The following is a 19,188-nucleotide window of genomic DNA, read 5'->3' on the forward strand; positions in this document are numbered from 1 at the left end:
GAATTTCCGCGAGAAACCCACCATGTCCAAATCCCGCTTCGCCACGGCCCTGAAAGCCCTGGCGGCCGTTGTTCCCGTCCTGGCCGCCGCCACCGGCCTGGCCCTATCCCCCGCCGCCCAGGCCGACGCCTGGCCGGCCAAGCCGATCAAGCTGGTGGTGCCCTATCCGCCGGGGGGCGCCGCCGACGCGGTGGCCCGCCTCTACGCCGACAAGCTCTCCGAGCGGCTCAAGCAGCCGGTGGTGGTGGACAACAAGCCCGGCGCCGGCACCGCCATCGCCGCCGAGTTCGTGGCCAAGGCCCCGGCCGACGGCTACACCCTGTCCCTGGTGCCCACCGGCCAGCTCACCGTGCTGCCGCACCTGAGTAAGACCCTGCGCTTCGACCCCTTCGCCAGCTTCGCCCCGGTGTCCCTGCTCGCCTCCACCGCCGTGGTGATCGCCGCCAACGGCACGGTGCCGGTACACAGCGTCAAGGAGGTGGTGGCCCTGGCCAGGGCCAAGCCCGGCCAGGTGAGCTACTCTTCGAGCGGCAGCGGCACCATCATCCACCTGGCCGGTGAGAACTTCCGCCTGGCCACCGGCGCCGACCTGCTGCACGTGCCGTTCAAGGGCAGCGCCCCGGCGGTGGCGGCCCTGCTCTCCGGCGACGTGAATCTTTCCTTCGACACCCTCACCGTGCTGGCGCCCCAGATCAAGGCCGGCAAGGTCAAGGGCATCGCCATCGCCAGCCGTGAGCGTTCGCCCCTGCTGCCCAACGTGCCCACCGTGGCCGAGGCCGGCTATCCGGACTTCGAGGTGGTGTCCTGGTTCGGCCTGGCCGCCCCCGCTGCCACGCCCAAGGAGATCGTCGCCCGCCTCAACGCCGAGGTGGTGGCCATCGCCCGCCAGCCCGGCGTGAAGGAAAGCCTGGCGGCCCAGGGGCTGGAACCGTGGACCACCACCCCGGAGCAGTTCGCCCAGCGCATCAAGGCCGACTACGCCAAGTACGGCCAAGTGGTGAAGGCCTCCGGCGCCACCTTCGACTGACCATGGCGAGTGCACTCCACCCCGCCGCCGCGGTCGGGACCATCTCGGCCGCCGAGGCAGATTTCGCCCCCGAGTTCGACCGGCCCGTGCCCTACCTGGAGCGCACCCGGGACTACTACCTGGCCCTGGGCTACGCCAACCCCTATGTCTGGGCTCACTACGGCGAGGTGCCGTTCCAGCCCCTGGTCAAGCCCCTGGCCGAAAGCCGCCTGACCCTCATCACCACGGCGGCGCCCTACCAGCCGGACAAGGGGCCCCAGGGGCCGGGGGCGCCCTACAACGCGGCGGCCAAGTTCTACCGGGTCTATTCCGGCGATACGGCCAGGGACCACGACCTGCGCATCGCCCACGTCGCCATCGACCGCACCCACACCAGCATGGCCGACAGCGGCACCTGGTTTCCCCTGCCGGCCCTGCGCCGGTTGGCGGAACAGGGCCGCATCGGCCCCCTGGCGGCGCGCTTCCACGGGGCGCCGACCAACCGCAGCCAGCGCCACACCCTGGCGGTGGATGCCCCGGAAATCCTGGCCCGCTGCCGGGAGGATGGGGTGGATGCGGCCCTGCTGGTGCCCAACTGCCCGGTCTGCCACCAGACCCTGAGCCTGGTGGCCCGCCATCTGGAGGCCCACGGCATCGCCACGGTGGTGCTCGGCTGCGCCAAGGACATCGTCGAGCACTGCGGCGTGCCGCGCCTGTTGTTCAGCGACTTTCCCCTGGGCAACGGGGCTGGCCGGCCCGGCGATCCGCAGTCCCAGGACTACACCCTGGAGCTGGCCCTGCAACTGCTGGAGCGGGCACCGGCGCCGCGCACCACGGTCCAGTCGCCCCTGGCCTGGAGCGACGACCCGGCCTGGAAGCTCGACTACAGCAACCCCGCCCGGCTCGACCCCACCGACATTCCCCGCCTGCGTGCCGAGTCCGACCGGGCCAAGGCTATTGCCGAGGCCCTGCGCCGCGCGCAGCTGGGCACGGCGGACTGATCCGCCCCGCAGCCCATCGCTTCATCGAACCCCGACACCGCACCACGAAAGAACGTCCCATGTCCTCCGTTTCCTCCCTCGTCACCTACGAATCCCGCGACGGCATCGCCGAGATCACCATCAACCGCGCCGAGAAATACAACATCCTCACCCACGAGGTGGTGGCCGGCCTGAACGCCGCTTGGCATCGCTTCAACGCCAGCGACGACAAGGTCGCCATCCTGGCCGGGGCCGGCGACAAGGCCTTCACCGCCGGCGCCGACCTGAAGGACATCCCCCACGATTTCTGGCGTGCCGTGCCCGGTGTCGGTGTGGCGGTGGAAAAGCCGGTCATCGCCGCCACCGCCGGGCTGGTGGTGGGGGGCGGCCTGGTCCTGGTCCAGTTCGCCGACCTGGCGGTGGCCGCCGAGAACACGGTGCTCTCCTACCCGGAAGCCAAGGTCGGCTACAGCGGCGGCCTGATCAGCTCCCTGGCCGCCCGCATCCCCCACAAGGTGGCCATGGAGCTGCTGCTGGTGGGCGGCTCCATCGACGCCAAGCGGGCCTACGAGGTGGGCCTGGTGAACCGGGTGGTGCCCAACGGCGAGCACCTGGCCGCCGCCCGGGAGCTGGCCGCCCAGATCGCCGCCAACGCCCCCTTGGTGCTGACCATGCTCAAGCGCTTCGTCGGCCAGGTGATTCCCAAGGGCACCTCGGAGGCCGCCGCCATCGGCCGCGCCCAGGTGGAGGCGGTCAACACCGCCGCCGACTACCACGAGGGCATCGCCGCCTTCTTCGCCAAGCGCCCGCCGGAATTTACCGGCAACTGAGCGCCGGCCGGCCCGCCCCTTCACCTCTTCGCCCCTTTTTCGTCTTCCGGAGACACCCCATGCCTTCTTCCGCTTTCGGCAACCGCCTCGCCGCCCGCCTGGTCCGGGCCTTCGCCGTCGCCGGCCTGATCGCCGCGCCCTTCCTGCCCGGCGCCCTGGGCAGCGCCCAGGCCGACGCCTGGCCGAGCAAGCCGATCCGCCTGATCGTGCCCTTCCCGCCCGGGGGCGCCGCCGACGCGGTGGGCCGCCTCTACGCCGAGAAGCTATCGGAAGCCTTCAAGCAGCCGGTGGTGGTGGACAACAAGCCGGGCGCCGGCACCGCCATTGCCGCCGAGGCCGCCGCCAAGGCCGCGCCGGACGGCTACACCCTGTCCCTGGCCCCGGCCGGCCAGCTCACCGTGCTGCCCCACCTGAACAAGAAGCTGCCCTACGACCCGGTCAAGGATTTCGCCCCGGTGTCCCTGCTCGCCTCGGTGCCCTACGTGATCGGCGCCAGTGCCAGCCTGCCGGCGGCCAACGTCAAGGAACTGGTGGTCCGGGCCAAGGCCCAGCCGGGCAAGATCACCTACTCGTCCTGCGGCAACGGCACCATCTGCCACCTGGCCGGCGAGCTGTTCAAGAGCCAGACCGGCACCGACCTGCTGCACGTGCCCTACAAGGGCAGCGCCCCGGCGGTGACCGCCCTACTCGGCGGCGAGGTGGACCTGGCCTTCGACACCCTGACCGTGCTGGCGCCCCAGGTGAAGGCCGGCAAGATCAAGGCCCTGGCCATCTCCAGCCGCGAACGTTCCCCCCTGCTGCCCAACGTGCCCACCGCCATCGAGCAGGGCCTGGGCCACTACGAGGCCGCCTCCTGGTTCGGCCTGGTGGTGCCGGCGGCCACCCCCAAGGACGTGGTCAAGCGCCTCAACGCCGAGCTGGTGCGCATCGCCAGGCTGCCCGAGGTGCAGGAGAAGCTGGCCGCCCAGGGCCTGGACACCCTGTCCTCCTCGCCGGAGAAGTTCGCCGAGCTGATCCGCGAGGACTACAGCAAGTGGGGCAAGGTGGTGCAGGCCTCCGGCGCCAAGCTCGACTGAGACGGCCCGCTGCGATGATCGCCATCGACATCCCCGGCTTCGGCCCCCTGGCCCTGGAGCACCTGGTCCTCGACTACAACGGCACCCTGGCGGTGGATGGCCGCCTGCTGCCCGGCGTGGCCGAGGCCCTGGCCGCCCTGGCGGCGGACCTGTCCATCCACGTCATCACCGCCGACACCTTCGGCCTGGCTCGGGAGCAGTTGGCCGGGCTGCCGCTGCAATTGCACATTGCCCCGGTCGAAGGCCAGGCCGAGACCAAGCTGGCCTTCATCGTCGGCCTGGGCGCCGACAAGGTGGCGGCCATCGGCAATGGCCGCAACGACCGGCGCATGGTCGAGGCCGCAGCCCTGGGCATCGGCCTGGTCCAGCGCGAGGGCGGGGCGGTCGCCACCCTGGCCAAGGCCGACCTGGTGTGCACCTCGATCCTCGACGCCCTGGACCTGCTGCGCCATCCCAAGCGCCTCACTGCAACGCTTCGTTCCTGATCGTTCCCGATCGTTTCTTATTCATGACCGCATCCCTCATCCCGTCCGCTCCGGACGCCCACCAGGCTGCCCGCGTCGACCTGGCCGCCGCCTGCCGCCTGGTGGCCCTGCTCGGCTGGACCGACCTGCTCGCCACCCACCTGTCGATCCGCGTGCCGGGCCGTCACGACCGCTACCTGATCAATCCCCTGGGTCTGCTGTTCGAGGAGGTGACCGCCTCGTCGATCCTGGAGGTTGACCTGGACGGCCGCGTGGTGGGCGGCGCCGGGGACCTCAACCCGGCCGGCGTGGTCATCCACGGCGCCATCCACGGCAACGTCGCCGAGGCCGAGGCAGTGGTGCACCTGCACACCCGGGAAGGGGTGGCGGTGTCCTGCCAGGAGGCCGGCCTGCTGCCCCTCACCCAGATGGGGCTGATGGTCTACGGCCAAGTGGCCTACCACGACTTCCACGGCGTGGTGCTCGACGAGGCCGAGCGGGCCACCCTGCTCGCCAATATGGGTGACCGGTCCCTGCTCATCCTGCGCAACCACGGCACCCTGGCCGTGGGGCGCACCATGGCCGAAGCCTTCTCGCGCATCTGGCGGCTGGAGCGGGCCTGCCGCTTCCAGCTCGCCGCCCAGTCCGCCGGGGTCCCCCTGCGCCAGCCGCCGCCCGAGGTGGTGGCGCGCACCGTGGAACAGGCCCGGGCGATCTACGGTCGTACAGCTGAGTTCTTCCCCAGCGGCAGGCGGGAATGGGCCGCCTTGCTGCGCCGTCTCGACCGGGAGTTGCCAGGCTATGCCGACTGATCCGAAATCCCTCCGTGCCGCGCACGTTGCCCACCCTGTCAGCGCCGCATCCAACGGGCGGCTGCGCTTTGCCGTCATCGGCGGCGGCGCCGTGGGCCTGTACATGGCGGCCCGGCTGGGCCTGTCCGGCCAGGAAGTCATTCTGGCGGTGCGCCCCGGCCGCCCCCTGGCTGCCGTGGCGGTGGACGAAGAGGGCGAGCACGCCCTGGCCCCCGAGGTGGCGGTGCGCTCGGTGAGCGAACCGCCGGCCCCGGACGAGGCGGCGGACGTGCTGATCGCCGCCCTCAAGGCCCACCAACTGTCCGACGCCCTGCCCGACCTGCTGCCCTGGATCGGTCCCCGCACCCAACTGCTGCTGCCCCAGAACGGCATCCCCTGGTGGTATTTCCAGGGCGAGGCCGGCCCCCACAACGGCCGCGCCGTCCAGGCTGCCGACCCGGGGGGGAATCTGGCGGCAGCCCTGCCCGTGGCGCGGGTGATCGGCTGCGTGGTGCACAAGTCCATGGAGCGCCTGGCCGGGCATCAGGTGCGGGCGGTGCGCGCCGCCGGCGACCGTTTCGTCCTTGGCCGTCCCGGGGGCTTTGCCGGCGGGGTTCCGGACCCGGAGTTGCTGGCGGTGGCCGAAGCCTTCTCCGCCGCCGGCCTGCCGCCGGAAGTGACCGACCGGCTGCGCGACGCGGTGTGGGACAAGCTGCTCGGCAACGCCGTGCTCAATCCCCTGAGCGCCCTGACCCGGGCCGACATGGCCTCCCTGTGCGGTTACCCGCCGACCCAGGCGCTGATCCTGGCGGCCATGACCGAGGTGCGCAACGTGGCCCGGGCCTACGGCGCCGGCCATGGCCCCGGGGCCGACCCGGCGGCCCGCCTGGCGCGCAGCGCCGCGGTGGGCGCCCGGGGCGTGGTGCGCACCTCCATGCTTCAGGACCTGCTCGCCGGCCGTCCCCTGGAGGTGGCACCCCTGGTCGGCGCGGTGGTGGAACTGGCCGGCCTGGCCGGCGTGCCGGTGCCCCACCTGGAAACCCTCAATGCCGCCGCCGGCCTGCTTTCCCTCCGCCTCCAGGCGGAGCGGGAGGCCCAGGACTGACCTCGTTTCCCCTTATCCCTCTTCGTCCCCATTTCCCTTCCTGCCTTTGTCCGAGAACGCCATGAGCCAGTCCAACCAAGCCAGCCAAACCAACCAACCCAATCAAAAACTGCTCACCTTCGTGCGGGGCCTGTCGGCCCTGCTCCACGCCAATCCAGCCGAGCCGCGCATCCTGGAAGAGGGCGGCCAGCTGCTCGCCCGCCTGGTGGCTCAGGACGACTGGTTGCCCGAAGCCTTTGCCGCGCCCCATCCCACCTACTACCAGCAGTACCTGCTCTACGCCGACCCCTTCGACCGCTTCTCGGTGGTCAGCTTCGTCTGGGGGCCGGGGCAGAAGACCCCGGTGCACGACCACACCGTGTGGGGCCTGGTGGGCGGCTTGCGCGGCCGGGAACGGGCCACCGACTACGTGCGCCAGGCCGACGGCTCTTTCGTCGTGAGCGGTTCCAGCGTGCTGCTGCCTGGCCAAGTGACCGCCGTGTCGCCCCGCATAGGCGACGTGCACGAGGTGGCCAACGACCTGACCGACCAGGCGTCGATCAGCATCCACGTCTATGGCGGCAACATCGGCCGCATCGACCGCCACGTCTTCGACCCGGCCACTGGGGCGGCCAAGTCCTTCGTCTCCGGGTACGCCAGCGCCCTCGTCCCCAATCTGTGGAGTTGATGCGCCGATGAGTATTCAGCCTGCCCTGCCCGTGCGCACCTACGCTGTGGTGCGCGCCGCCCTGCTGGAAAAGCGCGAGATCGCGCTCCTCGACGTGCGCGAGGAAGATCCCCACGCCCAGGCCCACCCCTTGTTCGCCGCCAACCTGCCGTTGGCGCGCATCGAGCTGGATGCCTACGCCAAGCTGCCCCGGCGCGACGTGGCCATCGCCGTGCTCGACGACGACGGCGCGCCGGGCGGCCCGGCCGACACCGCCGCCCGGCGCCTGATCGCCCTGGGCTATTCGAACGTGGCCCTGTTCGCCGACGGGCTGGCTGGCTGGGTGGCCGCCGGCGGCGAGGTGTTCCGCGACGTGAACGTGCCGAGCAAGGCCTTCGGCGAGCTGGTGGAGGCCGAGCGCCACACGCCGTCCCTGGCCGCCGAGGAGGTCCAGGCCCTGATTGACGCCGGAGCCGACGTGGTGATCGTGGACGCCCGCCGCTTCGACGAGTACCAGACCATGAGTATCCCCACCGCCACCAGCGTGCCCGGGGCCGAGCTGGTGCTGCGGGTGCCTACCCTGGCGCCCCGGCCCGAGACCCGGGTGATCGTCAATTGCGCCGGCCGCACCCGCAGCATCATCGGCACCCAGTCCCTGGTGAATGCCGGCATCCCCAACCCGGTGGCGGCCCTGCGCAACGGCACCATCGGCTGGACCCTGGCCGGCCAGACCCTGGACAAGGGCCAGGGTCGGCGCTTCCCCGCCGTGTCCGGCGCCGCCCGGGACGAGGGGGCCACCCGGGCCCGCCGGGTGGCCGACCGGGCCGGGGTGGCCCGCGCTTCTCCGGCCGACCTGGAACGCTGGCGCGGCGAGACCGGCCGCACCACCTACCTGTTCGACGTGCGTACTCCGGAGGAATACGCTGCCGGCCACTTGCCGGGCTTCCGTTCCACTCCGGGTGGCCAACTGGTGCAGGAGACCGAGATGGTGGCCCCGGTGCGCGGCGCCCGCCTGGTGCTGGTGGACGACGACGGCGCCCGGGCCAACATGAGCGCTTCCTGGCTGGCCCAGATGGGCTGGGAGGTGGCGGTGCTCGACGGCGTGCCGCCGGCCGCCTTCAGCGAACGCGGCCCGTGGCAGGCGCCCCTGCCGGCCCTGCCCGAGGTTGCCGCAGTGACGCCGGCGGCCCTGGCCGACTGGCTCGCCACCCCGGCCAGGGCGGTGGTGGTGGATGTGTCCCCCGGCATCGCCTACCGCCGCGCCCACGTGCCGGGGGCCTGGTTCGCGTTGCGTTCCGATCTGGCCGCCGCCGTGGCCAGGCTGCCGGCCGCCGCCCGCTACGTGGTGGCCGGCGACGGCACCCTGGACGACGGCCTGGCCCGCCTGGCGGCGGCGGAGCTGGCGGCCCTGGTGGAGGGCGAGGTGGCCGTGCTGGCCGGCGGCACCCCGGCCTGGGCCGCCGCCGGCAATCCCACCGTCGGCGGCGAGGAGCATCTGGCTTCGGAACCCATCGACCGTTACCGGCGCCCCTACGAGGGCACCGACAACCCCCGGGAGGCGATGCAGGGCTACCTGGATTGGGAATTCGGCCTGGTGGCCCAGCTCGGCCGCGACGGAACCCACGGTTTCAGGGTGATTTAGGTCCTTGCCGCCCACCCCGCCGATGAGGGCCGTCGGCGGGGAAAAATCGGCGCCTGAATAGGGCTTCTGACCGTTATCTGACGTGCTGCAAAAAACACCCCGGACGCCCCAAGGCGCCGGGGTGTCGTCGTTTTCCGAAGGCCGTTTTTGCGCACCGTTTTGGCGGCCGGCGGCGGGCCGGATTTATTACGACGGCGTTACCCGTGCTGGCGATAAGGCTTTGTCCCGTTAGGGGATTTTTAAGTTTTGTCAAAGTTGCCCCGCTGGTGGCAAGGGTACCTTCCTTCCCGCGGTGGATATGAATCCGGCAAGGCCTGCTCCCAGGTAATAGGGGTCGGGAGCTCTTGAGCCGGTCGTTCCGAAGGGGAGGTTCGGAGCCGTCGCCACATCGGGTTGTTGATCGGTTGGCGCAGCAGTTCGCTCACGGGCGAGGCTGTGCGTGGCAGCGACACCTGGGTATGCCGTGGTCCTTCACGGCAGCCCACTCTCCGCGGGGCCGGTCCCGTGCGCCTTGGCGCCGGTCAGGTTCGTGTCCCCCTTTTCAGGAGAGTGAGAACCATGACCAAGAAGACCATTAGCAAGCGCCACTGGGTAATCGGGGGGGCATTCGCCCTGGCGGCCCTGCCGTTCGCCGTGGGCAATGCCCTTGCCCAGGCATCCGGCTCCGCCGGGCCGGAACTGACTGCGGCCGAGAAGGAACAGGCCAAGAAGATTTACTTCGAGCGCTGCGCCGGCTGCCACGGCGTGCTGCGCAAGGGCGCCACGGGCAAGAACCTTGAGCCGCACTGGACCAAGAAGCTGCCCGACGGCTCCAATCAGGAAGGGGGCACCACCAAGCTCGGCACCGGCCGTCTGGAGAAGATCATCTCCTACGGCACCGAGGGCGGCATGGTGAACTTCGACGACATCCTGTCCAAGGATGAGATCAACCTGATGGCCCGCTACATCCAGACCACTCCGGACGTGCCGCCGGAGTTCTCCATGAAGGACATGGAGGCGACCTGGAAGCTGATTGTTCCGGTGGACCAGCGGCCCAAGAAGCAGATGAACAAGCTGAATCTGCAGAAGGTCATGTCGGTCACCCTGCGCGACACCGGCGAGGTGGCGCTGATCGACGGCGACACCAAGGAAATCAGCAGCATCGTCAAGACCGGCTATGCGGTGCACATCTCCCGTGTTTCCGCCTCCGGCCGTTACGTGTATGTGATCGGCCGCGACGGTCGTCTGTCCCTGATCGACCTGTGGATGGAGAAGCCGGCAGTGGTGGCCGAGGTCAAGGTGGCCTACGACGCCCGTTCGGTGGATACCTCCAAGTTCAAGGGCTTCGAGGACAAGTACGCCATCGCCGGCGGCTACTGGCCGCCCCAGTACGCCATCATGGACGGCGCCACCCTCAAGCCGATCAAGATCGTCAGCACCCGCGGCATGACCGTGGACGGCGAGTACCACCCGGAACCCCGCGTGGCTTCCATCGTCGCCTCCATGACCAAGCCCGAGTGGGTGGTGAACATCAAGGAGACCGGCCAGATCAAGCTGGTGGATTACTCCGACATCAACAACCTCAAGGAAACCACCATCGAGTCCGCCAAGTTCCTGCACGACGGCGGCTGGGATGCGTCCAAGCGCTACTTCCTGGTGGCCGCCAACGCCTCCAACAAGGTGGCGGTGGTCGATACCAAGGAAGGCAAGCTGGCGGCCCTGGTGCCCACGGCCAAGATTCCCCACCCGGGTCGCGGCGCCAACTTCGTCCATCCCCAGTTCGGTCCGGTGTGGGCCACCGGCCACCTGGGCGCCGACGTGATCTCCCTGATCGGCACCGACCCGGCCAAGCACAAGGCCAACGCCTGGAAGGTGGTGCAGGAGGTCAAGAACACCGGCTCCGGCAACCTGTTCGTCAAGACCCATCCCAAGTCCAAGCACCTGTGGGCCGACGCGCCGCAGAACCCGGAACGGGAAGTGGCCGAGTCGGTGGCGGTGTGGAACATCAGCGACCTGTCCAAGCCGACCAAGATCCTCAACGTGGCCAAGGACTCCGGCCTGCCGGAAACCAAGGCCATCCGCCGCGCCGTGCATCCCGAGTACAGCGCCGACGGCACCGAGGTGTGGATCTCCCTGTGGGGCGGCAAGGCCGACCAGTCGGCCATCGTGGTGTATGACGACAAGACCCTGACCGTGAAGAAGGTGATCACCGATCCGAAGATGATCACCCCCACCGGCAAGTTCAACATCCTCAACACCCAGCACGACGTGTACTAAGCGCCGCGCGCATCGGCCTCCCGGGTGCCCGTCGCGGCCCGGGAGGCCGTGCGGTGCCGTACCGGACCGGCGGCGGGTTCGCCCGCCGCCCTCTCCAGAATTCCGCCCGGCCGGGCGCAGAACCCGGCGGGCTCAGGTGGGATCGCCATGCCCGAACACACTCCCGATCAATCCCCGGCCCCCCGGGAGGGCCTGTTCCGCCGCCTTTGCGGCTGCCTTTGCAAACCCAGCGCCAAGTATTCGGTGCTCGCCCTGCTTTCCGTCGGCGTCGTCTCCGGCATCATCCTCTGGGGCGGCTTCAACACCGCCATGGAGGCGACCAACAAGCTGGAGTTCTGCATCTCGTGCCACGAGATGAAGGACAACGTCTACCAGGAATACAAGCAGACCATCCACTACACCAACCGCACCGGCGTTCGCGCTACCTGCCCGGACTGCCACGTGCCCAAGGAGTGGACCTACAAGGTGCTGCGCAAGATCCAGGCCTCCAAAGAGGTCTACGGCAAGCTGGTGGGCACCATCGACACCAAGGAAAAGTTCGAGGCCAAGCGCCTGGAGCTGGCCCGCCACGAGTGGGAACGCATGAAGAAGAGCGATTCCCGCGAATGCCGCAATTGCCACAGCTTCCAGGGCATGAACGCCGATTCCCAGAAGCAGCGCGCGCGCAAGCAGCACGAGCTGGCCCAGCAGGACGGCGGCACCTGCATCGACTGCCACAAGGGCATTGCCCACCACAAACCCAAGGACATGACCGACGAGGACGACGAGTAAGCATCGTCCGCCAGCCCCGGGCGTCCAGGATGCCCGGGGACCGTCCGCCACCCCGACCCCGACACGTTTTCGCCACAGGAGAATCCCCATGACCACCGCTCTGGCCCATTTCAGCAAGCTCACCCTGGCCGCCGCCCTCGGCCTGGCCTTTGCCGCCGGCAACGCCAACGCCGCCGCTCCCGACTGGAGCAAGGTGCCGGCCAAGAAAATCACCGTCTTCTACCCCGGCGCCTCGCCCCTCGAATGGATCATGAAGGGCAGCGAGCACGGTGGCGCCAAGGGCATCAAGAAGGGCGAGCAGTGCATCGGCTGCCACGAGGAGGAAGTGGCCGACATCGGCAAGAAGATCGCCTCCGGCGCCCGCAACGAGCCCCGCCCGATCAAGGGCAAGGCCGGCTCGATCCCGGTCCAGGTGCAGGCCGCCCACGACGGCGCCAACCTCTACCTGCGCTTTACCTGGAAGCAGCCCGCCGGCGGCGGCGAGAAGATGGACAAGGACAACCCGGTCAAGCTGGCCTTCATGCTCGAAGACCACAAGGTGGACCTGGCCGACCAGGGCGGCTGCTGGGCTACCTGCCACGGCGATGCGCGCACCATGCCCGACGCTAAGGACGAGAAGAAGACCAAGTACGTCAAGGATGGCAGCCTGGCTTCCGGCAAGTTCTACGACCTGATCCAGTGGACCTCGAAAGGCAAGAGCCACGACGGTTACGTGGCCGACAAGCGGGTCATGGAAGGCGGCAAGGGCCTGGTCGAGGCCAAGGGCGAGCAGAAGGGCGACACCTGGACGGTGACCTTCACCCGCAAGCTGGCCCCGGGCGGCGAGGGCGACGTGACCCTGGTGCCGGGCAAGGCCTACAACTTCGGTTTCGCCATCCACGACGACTACACCGTGGGGCGTTTCCACCAGGTGAGCTTCGGCTACATCCTGGGCCTCGACACCAAGGGCGACATCGTCGCCGCCAAGCAGTAAGCCGCGCTACCGCATCCTCTGCGGCTGTTGCACCCGGCCCCGTGGAATCCCGCGCCAGTCGCGGGGTTCCACGGGGTTTGTCTTATGCGCCGGGCCAGGCCGGATCAGCGGGCCTGGAGCAGCTCGGGCACCCGCAGCAGGATGAACTCGTTGTCATCGTTCCTGCCCAGCTGGCGGCCGGCGGAGTAGGGCAGGTTGTTGTCGTTGGCGACGACGATGCGCTCGCCGTCCACCACGTCCACATCCTCGACGGTGACGAAGGCAAAGGCGAACTTGCCGTCCTTGCCACCCACCCGGGCCACGCCCTGCGGGTCCTGGATGGCCATCAGGTCGATGTAGCCGATCTTCCGGACGAAGCCGTTGGCGTCGGCGTCCTTCAGGCTCACCTTGTAGATGCGCTTGAAGCGGGCCGGCACGTTCTGGCAATCGACCCGGGGCTGGCCGTCGCAGCCGGTTTCCGGCAGGCCCTCGCCGTTGTCGCGCTCGATGATCAGGCCGGTGTCGGCATCGATCATGTTGAAGTCGCCGATGTTGTTGCCGTTCTGCTCCAGGGCGTACTTCCATGACCGGCCGGTCCAGGCGCGGCGGGCCACGTCGAATTCGAGGATGCGCAGGTAATCCTTGCCATTGGCGCTCTCCCACTTCTTCTCGGCCTCGTTCCACAGGGGGCCTTCGAACAGGGGGTAGAGAAAGCGCCCGTCCTTGGACGCGGCCATGCCCTCGAAGCCCCGGGAGCGGCGCACCGGGGTGGAAAAGGCGCCGGGGGTGGCCGGGGTGGTCACCGCGTAGTGGTCCGGGGAGCGCACCGCCTTGCCGTCCACCTCGGTCTCGAACACGCCCAGCACCTTGCCCTGGCGGTCGGCCTGGATCAGGTAGGGCCCCAGTTCGTCGCCGAACCAGACGTGGTCGCCGACGAACTGCATCGACTCCAGGTCGAAATCGGCCCCGGTCAGGTAGCGGGACTTGGTGCCCTCGTTGACGATCAGGAACGGCACCTTCTTGTCCGGGTCGCGCAGGAACACGGTGTTGAGGCGCTTGACCCCGCCGTGCTTCCAGTCCGGCTTGACGTGGTGGAACATCAGCATGGCGTCGGCCGAGTTGTTGCGGGCGCCGTAACCGTTGTCGGTGAGCACCCAGTAGCTGCCGTCCTTCATCGCCTTGATGCCGGAAAAACCCTGCACCGGCTGGCCGTCGAAGGGCAGGCTGATGCCGGTGGGGCGCGGCGCCTCCTTGGCCGACAGGTAGGAGGTGCCGGCGATGCTGCCCAGCCTGTCCTCGCGGCGGCCGTCCGGGCGGGTGTACTTGCCCGAGGTGCGCAGGCTCTCCGGTGCGTCCTTGGGCGGGGCGACGAAGCTGCGGGCTGGCAGGATGGCGTGGCCTTCGAGCACCGCCGGGTAGGCCGGGGCGGTCTCGGCCGCGGCCGGCAGGGCGACGGCCAGGGGCAGGGCGGCCATCAGGGCTACGGTAAGGGGGGAGCGGGCGGGGCGGCGGGCAGTGGAGCGGGCCATGGGTTCTCCGGTGGGAGTGGAAAACCGGCAAGGCTATAAACGCCCCATGACGCTCCCATGGCCGCAGGATGACGTTTGTCTGTCAGCGGGCCGTCCGGTACCGGCATCCCGGTCCGACGATGGCCGGAAAGCCGCGCCAGTCGGGCTTCTTCACGATGCCTGGGCGGAGAATGGCTACAGACGCCGCATCCCGAGGGCACATGCTGAAACGCCGCGACTGGCGCGGCGTTTCAGATGGTGGGGCACAGCGGAGCGGTCAGGCGCTCTGGGCGATCCGGGGCGCCGGGACGTGGCCGGCGGCTCCGTCCGCTGCGTCCGCCGCGTCCGCAGTGTCCGCAGTGTCCGCAGCGTCGGGGGCGAACCAGGCGCAGCACTGGCGCAGGTCCACCACGCCGCCCACCACCAGCAGGGCCGGCGGCTTGACTCGGTCGAGGCGGATGCGCTCGGGCAGGGTTGCCAGGGTGGCGGCCACCACCCGCTGGCGCACCGTGGTGCCGTTCTCAATGGCGGCGGCCGGGGTGTCGGCGGGCAGACCGTGGGCGATCAGCTGGCGGCAGATTTCCTTGGCTGCCGCCACGCCCATGTAGAACACCACGGTCTGGCGCGGCCGGGCCAGGGCCGTCCAGTCCAGGTCCACCGTGTTGTCCTTGAGGTGGCCGGTGGCGAATACCAGGGTCTGGGCGTGGTCCCGGTGGGTGAGGGGAAAGCCCCCGTAGGCGGCGCAGCCGGCGGCGGCGGTGATGCCGGGCACCACCTCGAAGGGGATGCCGTGGCGGGCCAGCACCTGGATCTCCTCGCCGCCCCGGCCGAAGATGAACGGGTCGCCGCCTTTCAGCCGCACCACCCGCAGCCCTTCCTGGGCCAGCTTCACCAGCAGGTGGTTGATGTCGTCCTGGGGCAGGGAATGGTTGGCCGATTCCTTGCCGACGAACACCCGGCGCACGTTGGCCGGCGCCAGGTCGAGGATGGATTCGCCGATCAGGTGGTCGTAGACCAGGGCGTCGGCCCCGCCGATCAGGCGGGCGGCGCGCAGGGTGAGCAGCTCCGGATCGCCGGGACCGGCCCCGACGAGATACACCGTACCGGGCTCGATGCCGCGGCGGGCCATGGGATCATTGGGCAGGAGCTTCATTCGCTGAATTCTCGGTGGCACGTTGGAACGTGGGTGGGGTGGCAGGGTACAACATTTCGCGCTCGCCGGCCCGACGGCTGCGACGCAGGCGTCATGACCGGAGTTTGCCCGGATCGCCCCGTCCCTCCTTGATTCCGGTCAAGGAGGCCCTGCGCCGCCACGATCAGAGTAGGGTTATCTCCCGCGGTCCCCTGTTCCGCTTTCGATCGTCGTCCGCCGCCTTCGTTCTGCCGGTCTTTTTCGTTCCCCTGCCTGCCATGATCCCGTTCCGTTTCCGTACCCTTTTCCCCACCCTGGCCTGCGCCGCGCTCCTGGCCGCCCCGGGGGCCGCCCGCGCCGATGCCGACACGGCTTCGCCGTCGCCGGCGCGCCGCGCCGAGATCGTGCGCATGGTGCGCCAGGACTGCGGCTCCTGCCACGGTATGACCTTCAAGGGCGGCCTGGGCCCGGCCCTGACGCCGGAGGCCCTGGCCGGAAAACCCGAGGAATCTTTGGCCGCCACTGTGTTCTATGGACGTAAGGGGACGCCGATGCCGCCCTGGAGCAGCATGTTGAGCGAGGCGGAGGCGACCTGGGTGGTGCAGCAGCTGATGCGGGGGTTCCCCGATCCGGGACGCTAGTTTTTGAGTTTCGGCGTGCGGCCGAGGGTGGCGTGTTTGCGCCGTTCCCACGGCCCGGAGTCCAGAGCCCGGCACCGGCTGCCTGCACGGGAGCCATCTCCGCCTGGAGCACGCCCATGAACAACCTCGAAGACATCCGCCGCGCCGTCGAGCGCCGTTTCGACTGCCGCTGCCGCATCACCGCCACCCCCATCCGCTCCTACCCGGGACGGGCCCTGCTCTCGGTGGTGTTCGACACGGTGATCCTGCCCCGCACCTGGGAAGGCTTCCTGCACATGGCCGACGAACTGTCCCGGGCCATCGCCGACTATCTGCGCGACGAACTGGGCCTGGCCGAGGGCGTCGAGATCGACGTGGACCACGCTGCCCGCTTCGCCCACCTGTCGCTCCTGCCGGTGGGCATGGGCGAGGTGGTGCCGGTGCCGGACGCCCCCGAGTACTTCGAGCGCACCCACCAGCTGGCCCAGTTCCACCGGCTGCGCCACACCGGCTGGCGTCCGCGCCAGCTCTGATCCGCCCGTTACGATCCGCGCCCAAGGCAGTGCACGGCGTGCCTTCGCCGTTTCCTTCACCTGCGGGCCGGGGGGCGGTCTCCCAATGCAAACGCCCCGCGCAAGGCGGGGCGTTTGCATTGGTGCGGGGCAGGGGCCGGCTCAGTGCTTCATGTTGCCGTGGTCCATGGCGGCCGGAGCGGGGCGCTGCACCGGGGCCTCCACCTTGAGGGCGGTGCCGTCGTCGAACTTGAGGGTCAGGGGCACCTGGTCGCCTTCCTTCAGCGGCTGCTTCAGGCCGATCAGCATGATGTGGTAGCTGCCCGGCTTGAGCACGGCCTCGCCGCCGGCCTTGACGTCGATTTCCTTGACCGGACGCATCTTCATCACGCCGTTGTCGTTGATGTGGTTGTGCAGTTCCACGGTGTCGGCCACCGGGCTTTCGGCGGCCACCAGCTTGCGGTCGGCGCTGCCGGCGTTCTTGATGGTGAGGAAGGCGCCGGTGACCTTCTGGGTCGGCGGCACGGCGCGCACCGTGGGGTTGCTCACCGACAGGTCGGCGGCGAAGGCGGGGGCGGCCAGGGCGGTCAGGCCGGAGGCGAGCAGGGCGAACAGCAGACGCATGGGACGATCCTTTCGTTTATGGAAAAGGGCAGGGCTGGATTCAGGACGCGGCGAGCAGCCGGCGCAGGGCGGCGGCCACTTCCGCCGGCGGCGTGCCGTGGGGTAGTTGGCCGGCCAGGCTGCCGTCCGGCCCGATCAGGTAGAGCACCGAGGTGTGGTCCACGCTGTAGCCAGTATCGCCTACGGCAGGCGTTTGCGCCGCGTAATAGACGCCGTAGCGGCGGGCCACGTCGGCGATGGCTTCCGGGCTGCCGGTCAGGCCGAGCAGCTTGGGGTGGAAGAAGCGGCTGTAATTCTTGAGCTGCTCCGGGGTGTCCCGAGCCGGGTCCACCGAGATGAAGAAGGGCTGGACCCGGGCCAGTTCCGCCGCCGACAGGGAGCCCAGGGCGGCGCCCAGGGTGGCCAGGGAGGTGGGGCAGACGTCGGGGCAGAAGGTGTAGCCGAAGTACACCACCCCCACCTGGCCGCGGAAGTCGGCCAGGCGCACCGGACCGTCGGCGGACTGGAGGGCGAAGGACACGTCCCGGCCGGCGCTGCCCGGCAGGGTGCCCCGGTCGGGGCGGCCCGGCTGCCAGGCGACGAGGGCGGCGGTCACCGCCACCAGCAGCACCAGGGTGGCGATCAGCACCCGGCGGGCGGCCGGGTCGCGGGGCGGCGTGGCGGGGGCGTTCATGGCGATCAGTGGCCGGCGGGGCTGCCGCCGGTGGCGAAGCGGAAGGGCACGGCCACGGTGCGGCCGCCCAGGATCAGGTTGGCGGTGGCCCGCCAGGTCATGGGGCCGGTGACGCACACCGGAATGGTGGCCGGCCCGCGGAACACGGCGACGCCCCCGGGTTCCGCCAGGGCGGCGGCGAGGGGGGCCGGGTTGTAGCCCATCTCCATCTCGGCGCCGGTGAACACCACGGTCACCGCTTCCACCGCCACGCCCTGCACGGTGGCGGTGAGCTGCATCGGCTGGCCCGGCTGGAGGTCGCCGCCGGCGTCGGCCCGGGCTTCCAGGGCCAGGGAGCCGCCGCCGGGCAGCTCGGCCCGGCACACGACGCGGCCCAGGGCGCAGTCCAGGTCGGCCAGGGCCACGTCCGGCTGCTTGAGCAGCAGGGGGGCGAAGCGCCAGGCGGCCACGCCCAGGGCGACCACGGCGGCGAAGATCACCAGGTCGATTAATCCGGACGTGCGGGGAAGCAGGCGGGGCATGAGAAAAGGCAGGGTGTGGGATAAACGGGCCGGGCAGAGTGTACGGGCGGGGCGGAAAGGTGTCATCCGCAAATGCCGCGATTTCCCCCGGATACGCTGCGGCCGATTGTCGCACCGCCCCGGCGCGGGGCGGTTTGCCCGGGATCAAAAACGGGGAGCGTTTTCTGGGGGGGGCCGCAGGCGGGTAGAGAGCGCCTTCGTGGCCGGCGGCCGCAGCAGGTATGCTTGGCGGTCACGCCACTGTGTTGCGGAGTCCGCGCCCATGCTTGTCCTGCCCCCGATCATCCGTTCCTGCGCCGCCTGCCGGCCGGAATCCACCGAATCCGTTTTCGACGCCCCGTCGGCCCGCCGCCGCCGGCTGCTCGCCGCCTTGCCGGCCCTGGCGGGGGCGCCCCTGCTGGCCCTGGGCGGCACCGCTCCGGCCGGGGCGGCCGAGCTGGAAAAGGGCGCCCTGGACGAACTGTTCCGCACCCCGGTCGTCGGCCTCGACGGCAAGCCCGCCGCCCTGGCGGCCTACCGGGGCAAGCGCCTGCTGGTGAACTTCTGGGCCACCTGGTGCGCCCCCTGCCGCCGCGAGATGCCCGAGCTGGCCGCCCTGGCCCGGGAACGCAAGGACCTGACGGTGCTCGGCATGGCGGTGGAGGAAGACCCCAAGGCGGTCGGCGCCTTCCTCAAGTCCATGGGCGTCGGCTACGCCAACGTGCTGATCACCCCCATGGCCGGCCTGGCCCTGATGCGCCGCCTGGGCAACACCGTGGGCGGGCTGCCGTACACCGTCGTCGTCGAGGCCAACGGCAATCCGCTCATGGCCAAGGTCGGCGCGGTGACCCGGGCCGAGGTGGAAGGCAAGCTGCCCCGGGGCTAGACGTCTGGAATGGCGTCCGGCGTCCCGGTAACATCGCCAAAGTCCGCGCCTGGCGCGGGGTTTGACCGGTATCAAGCCCATCGGCCGATCCCTTTGCGCCGATCCCGGGCTTTGCCGACAATGGCCCGATCATGCAATCGCGCCAGCCCTTTGGGGCGGCCAGTACCGATGAGGAAGGCAACATGACGGGGAACATGACCGGGCGTGGCCCGCA

General features: G+C 70.0%; 20 protein-coding genes. 15 read left to right on the forward strand and 5 right to left on the reverse strand.

Annotation, left to right across the window (positions count from 1 at the left end; all coding sequences use genetic code 11):
• Positions 1-22: 22 nt before the first annotated feature.
• The 12 genes from V7Z98_RS07095 (at position 23) to V7Z98_RS07150 (ending at position 12,540) form a co-directional block, all read left to right on the forward strand.
• Complete coding sequence (locus V7Z98_RS07095; protein WP_334157483.1) at positions 23-1,027, forward strand: Bug family tripartite tricarboxylate transporter substrate binding protein; 1,005 nt, start codon at positions 23-25, stop codon at positions 1,025-1,027.
• 2 nt (positions 1,028-1,029) lie between these two features.
• Positions 1,030-2,007 (forward strand): glycine/sarcosine/betaine reductase selenoprotein B family protein, encoded by a 978-nt coding sequence (locus tag V7Z98_RS07100; RefSeq protein ID WP_334157484.1) that lies wholly within the window; start codon positions 1,030-1,032, stop codon positions 2,005-2,007.
• 59 nt (positions 2,008-2,066) lie between these two features.
• Entirely contained in the window at positions 2,067-2,816 is a 750-nt protein-coding gene (locus tag V7Z98_RS07105; RefSeq protein WP_334157485.1) for an enoyl-CoA hydratase/isomerase family protein, read from the forward strand.
• A gap of 59 nt (positions 2,817-2,875) precedes the next feature.
• A complete protein-coding gene (locus V7Z98_RS07110; RefSeq protein WP_334157486.1) occupies positions 2,876-3,892 on the forward strand; it encodes a Bug family tripartite tricarboxylate transporter substrate binding protein in 1,017 nt (338 codons plus the stop codon).
• Between the two features lie 14 nt (positions 3,893-3,906).
• Positions 3,907-4,377, forward strand: coding sequence for an HAD family hydrolase (locus V7Z98_RS07115; RefSeq protein WP_293263757.1), 471 nt, complete (start codon positions 3,907-3,909; stop codon positions 4,375-4,377).
• Positions 4,378-4,400: 23 nt separating this feature from the next.
• Positions 4,401-5,168: a class II aldolase/adducin family protein gene (locus V7Z98_RS07120; protein ID WP_334157487.1), complete on the forward strand. Its 768-nt coding sequence runs from the start codon at positions 4,401-4,403 to the stop codon at positions 5,166-5,168.
• Positions 5,158-6,252 carry a 2-dehydropantoate 2-reductase gene (locus tag V7Z98_RS07125; RefSeq protein WP_334157488.1) on the forward strand — a complete coding sequence of 365 codons (1,095 nt, stop codon included), beginning with the start codon at positions 5,158-5,160 and terminating at the stop codon, positions 6,250-6,252. Before V7Z98_RS07120 ends, V7Z98_RS07125 begins: the two co-directional genes overlap by 11 nt.
• Positions 6,253-6,313: 61 nt before the next feature.
• Positions 6,314-6,919, forward strand: coding sequence for a cysteine dioxygenase (locus tag V7Z98_RS07130; protein ID WP_334157489.1), 606 nt, complete (start codon positions 6,314-6,316; stop codon positions 6,917-6,919).
• 7 nt (positions 6,920-6,926) lie between these two features.
• On the forward strand, positions 6,927-8,540 hold the full coding sequence (locus tag V7Z98_RS07135) for a rhodanese-like domain-containing protein (protein WP_334157490.1): 1,614 nt from the start codon (positions 6,927-6,929) through the stop codon (positions 8,538-8,540).
• Positions 8,541-9,098: 558 nt separating this feature from the next.
• Positions 9,099-10,796 (forward strand): cytochrome D1 domain-containing protein, encoded by a 1,698-nt coding sequence (locus tag V7Z98_RS07140; RefSeq protein WP_293263762.1) that lies wholly within the window; start codon positions 9,099-9,101, stop codon positions 10,794-10,796.
• Positions 10,797-10,943: 147 nt separating this feature from the next.
• Positions 10,944-11,567: a NapC/NirT family cytochrome c gene (locus V7Z98_RS07145; protein WP_293263763.1), complete on the forward strand. Its 624-nt coding sequence runs from the start codon at positions 10,944-10,946 to the stop codon at positions 11,565-11,567.
• Positions 11,568-11,655: 88 nt separating this feature from the next.
• On the forward strand, positions 11,656-12,540 hold the full coding sequence (locus tag V7Z98_RS07150; protein ID WP_334157491.1) for an ethylbenzene dehydrogenase-related protein: 885 nt from the start codon (positions 11,656-11,658) through the stop codon (positions 12,538-12,540).
• 104 nt (positions 12,541-12,644) lie between these two features.
• Here V7Z98_RS07150 and V7Z98_RS07155 read toward each other — a convergent pair whose 3' ends face one another.
• A complete protein-coding gene (locus V7Z98_RS07155; protein WP_334157492.1) occupies positions 12,645-14,048 on the reverse strand; it encodes an esterase-like activity of phytase family protein in 1,404 nt (467 codons plus the stop codon).
• A 256-nt stretch (positions 14,049-14,304) separates the two neighbouring features.
• Positions 14,305-15,180: a uroporphyrinogen-III C-methyltransferase gene (gene cobA / locus V7Z98_RS07160; RefSeq protein WP_334157493.1), complete on the reverse strand. Its 876-nt coding sequence runs from the start codon at positions 15,178-15,180 to the stop codon at positions 14,305-14,307.
• A 257-nt stretch (positions 15,181-15,437) separates the two neighbouring features.
• Here cobA and V7Z98_RS07165 point away from each other — a divergent pair, with 257 nt between their 5' ends.
• Entirely contained in the window at positions 15,438-15,800 is a 363-nt protein-coding gene (locus V7Z98_RS07165; RefSeq protein WP_334157494.1) for a c-type cytochrome, read from the forward strand.
• Positions 15,801-15,916: 116 nt separating this feature from the next.
• Entirely contained in the window at positions 15,917-16,312 is a 396-nt protein-coding gene (locus V7Z98_RS07170; protein WP_293263768.1) for a hypothetical protein, read from the forward strand.
• 141 nt (positions 16,313-16,453) lie between these two features.
• Here the strand turns inward: V7Z98_RS07170 and V7Z98_RS07175 are convergent, their stop codons facing one another.
• Genes V7Z98_RS07175 through V7Z98_RS07185 form a run of 3 tightly spaced genes read right to left on the reverse strand, consistent with a single transcriptional unit; the run spans position 16,454 to position 18,109 of the window.
• The gene (locus V7Z98_RS07175) at positions 16,454-16,915 is read right to left on the reverse strand and encodes a copper chaperone PCu(A)C (protein WP_334157495.1); all 462 of its coding nucleotides are present in this window, start codon (positions 16,913-16,915) and stop codon (positions 16,454-16,456) included.
• 40 nt (positions 16,916-16,955) lie between these two features.
• Positions 16,956-17,588, reverse strand: coding sequence for an SCO family protein (locus V7Z98_RS07180; RefSeq protein WP_334157496.1), 633 nt, complete (start codon positions 17,586-17,588; stop codon positions 16,956-16,958).
• A gap of 5 nt (positions 17,589-17,593) precedes the next feature.
• The gene (locus tag V7Z98_RS07185; protein WP_334157497.1) at positions 17,594-18,109 is read right to left on the reverse strand and encodes a hypothetical protein; all 516 of its coding nucleotides are present in this window, start codon (positions 18,107-18,109) and stop codon (positions 17,594-17,596) included.
• 262 nt (positions 18,110-18,371) lie between these two features.
• On the opposite strand from V7Z98_RS07185, the gene V7Z98_RS07190 reads away from it, so the two are divergent.
• Entirely contained in the window at positions 18,372-18,974 is a 603-nt protein-coding gene (locus V7Z98_RS07190) for a TlpA family protein disulfide reductase (protein WP_334157498.1), read from the forward strand.
• Positions 18,975-19,188: the final 214 nt, after the last annotated feature.

Origin of the sequence: Oryzomicrobium sp., from assembly GCF_036820405.1 — a bacterium.
Classification (GTDB): Bacteria; Pseudomonadota; Gammaproteobacteria; order Burkholderiales; family Rhodocyclaceae; genus Oryzomicrobium.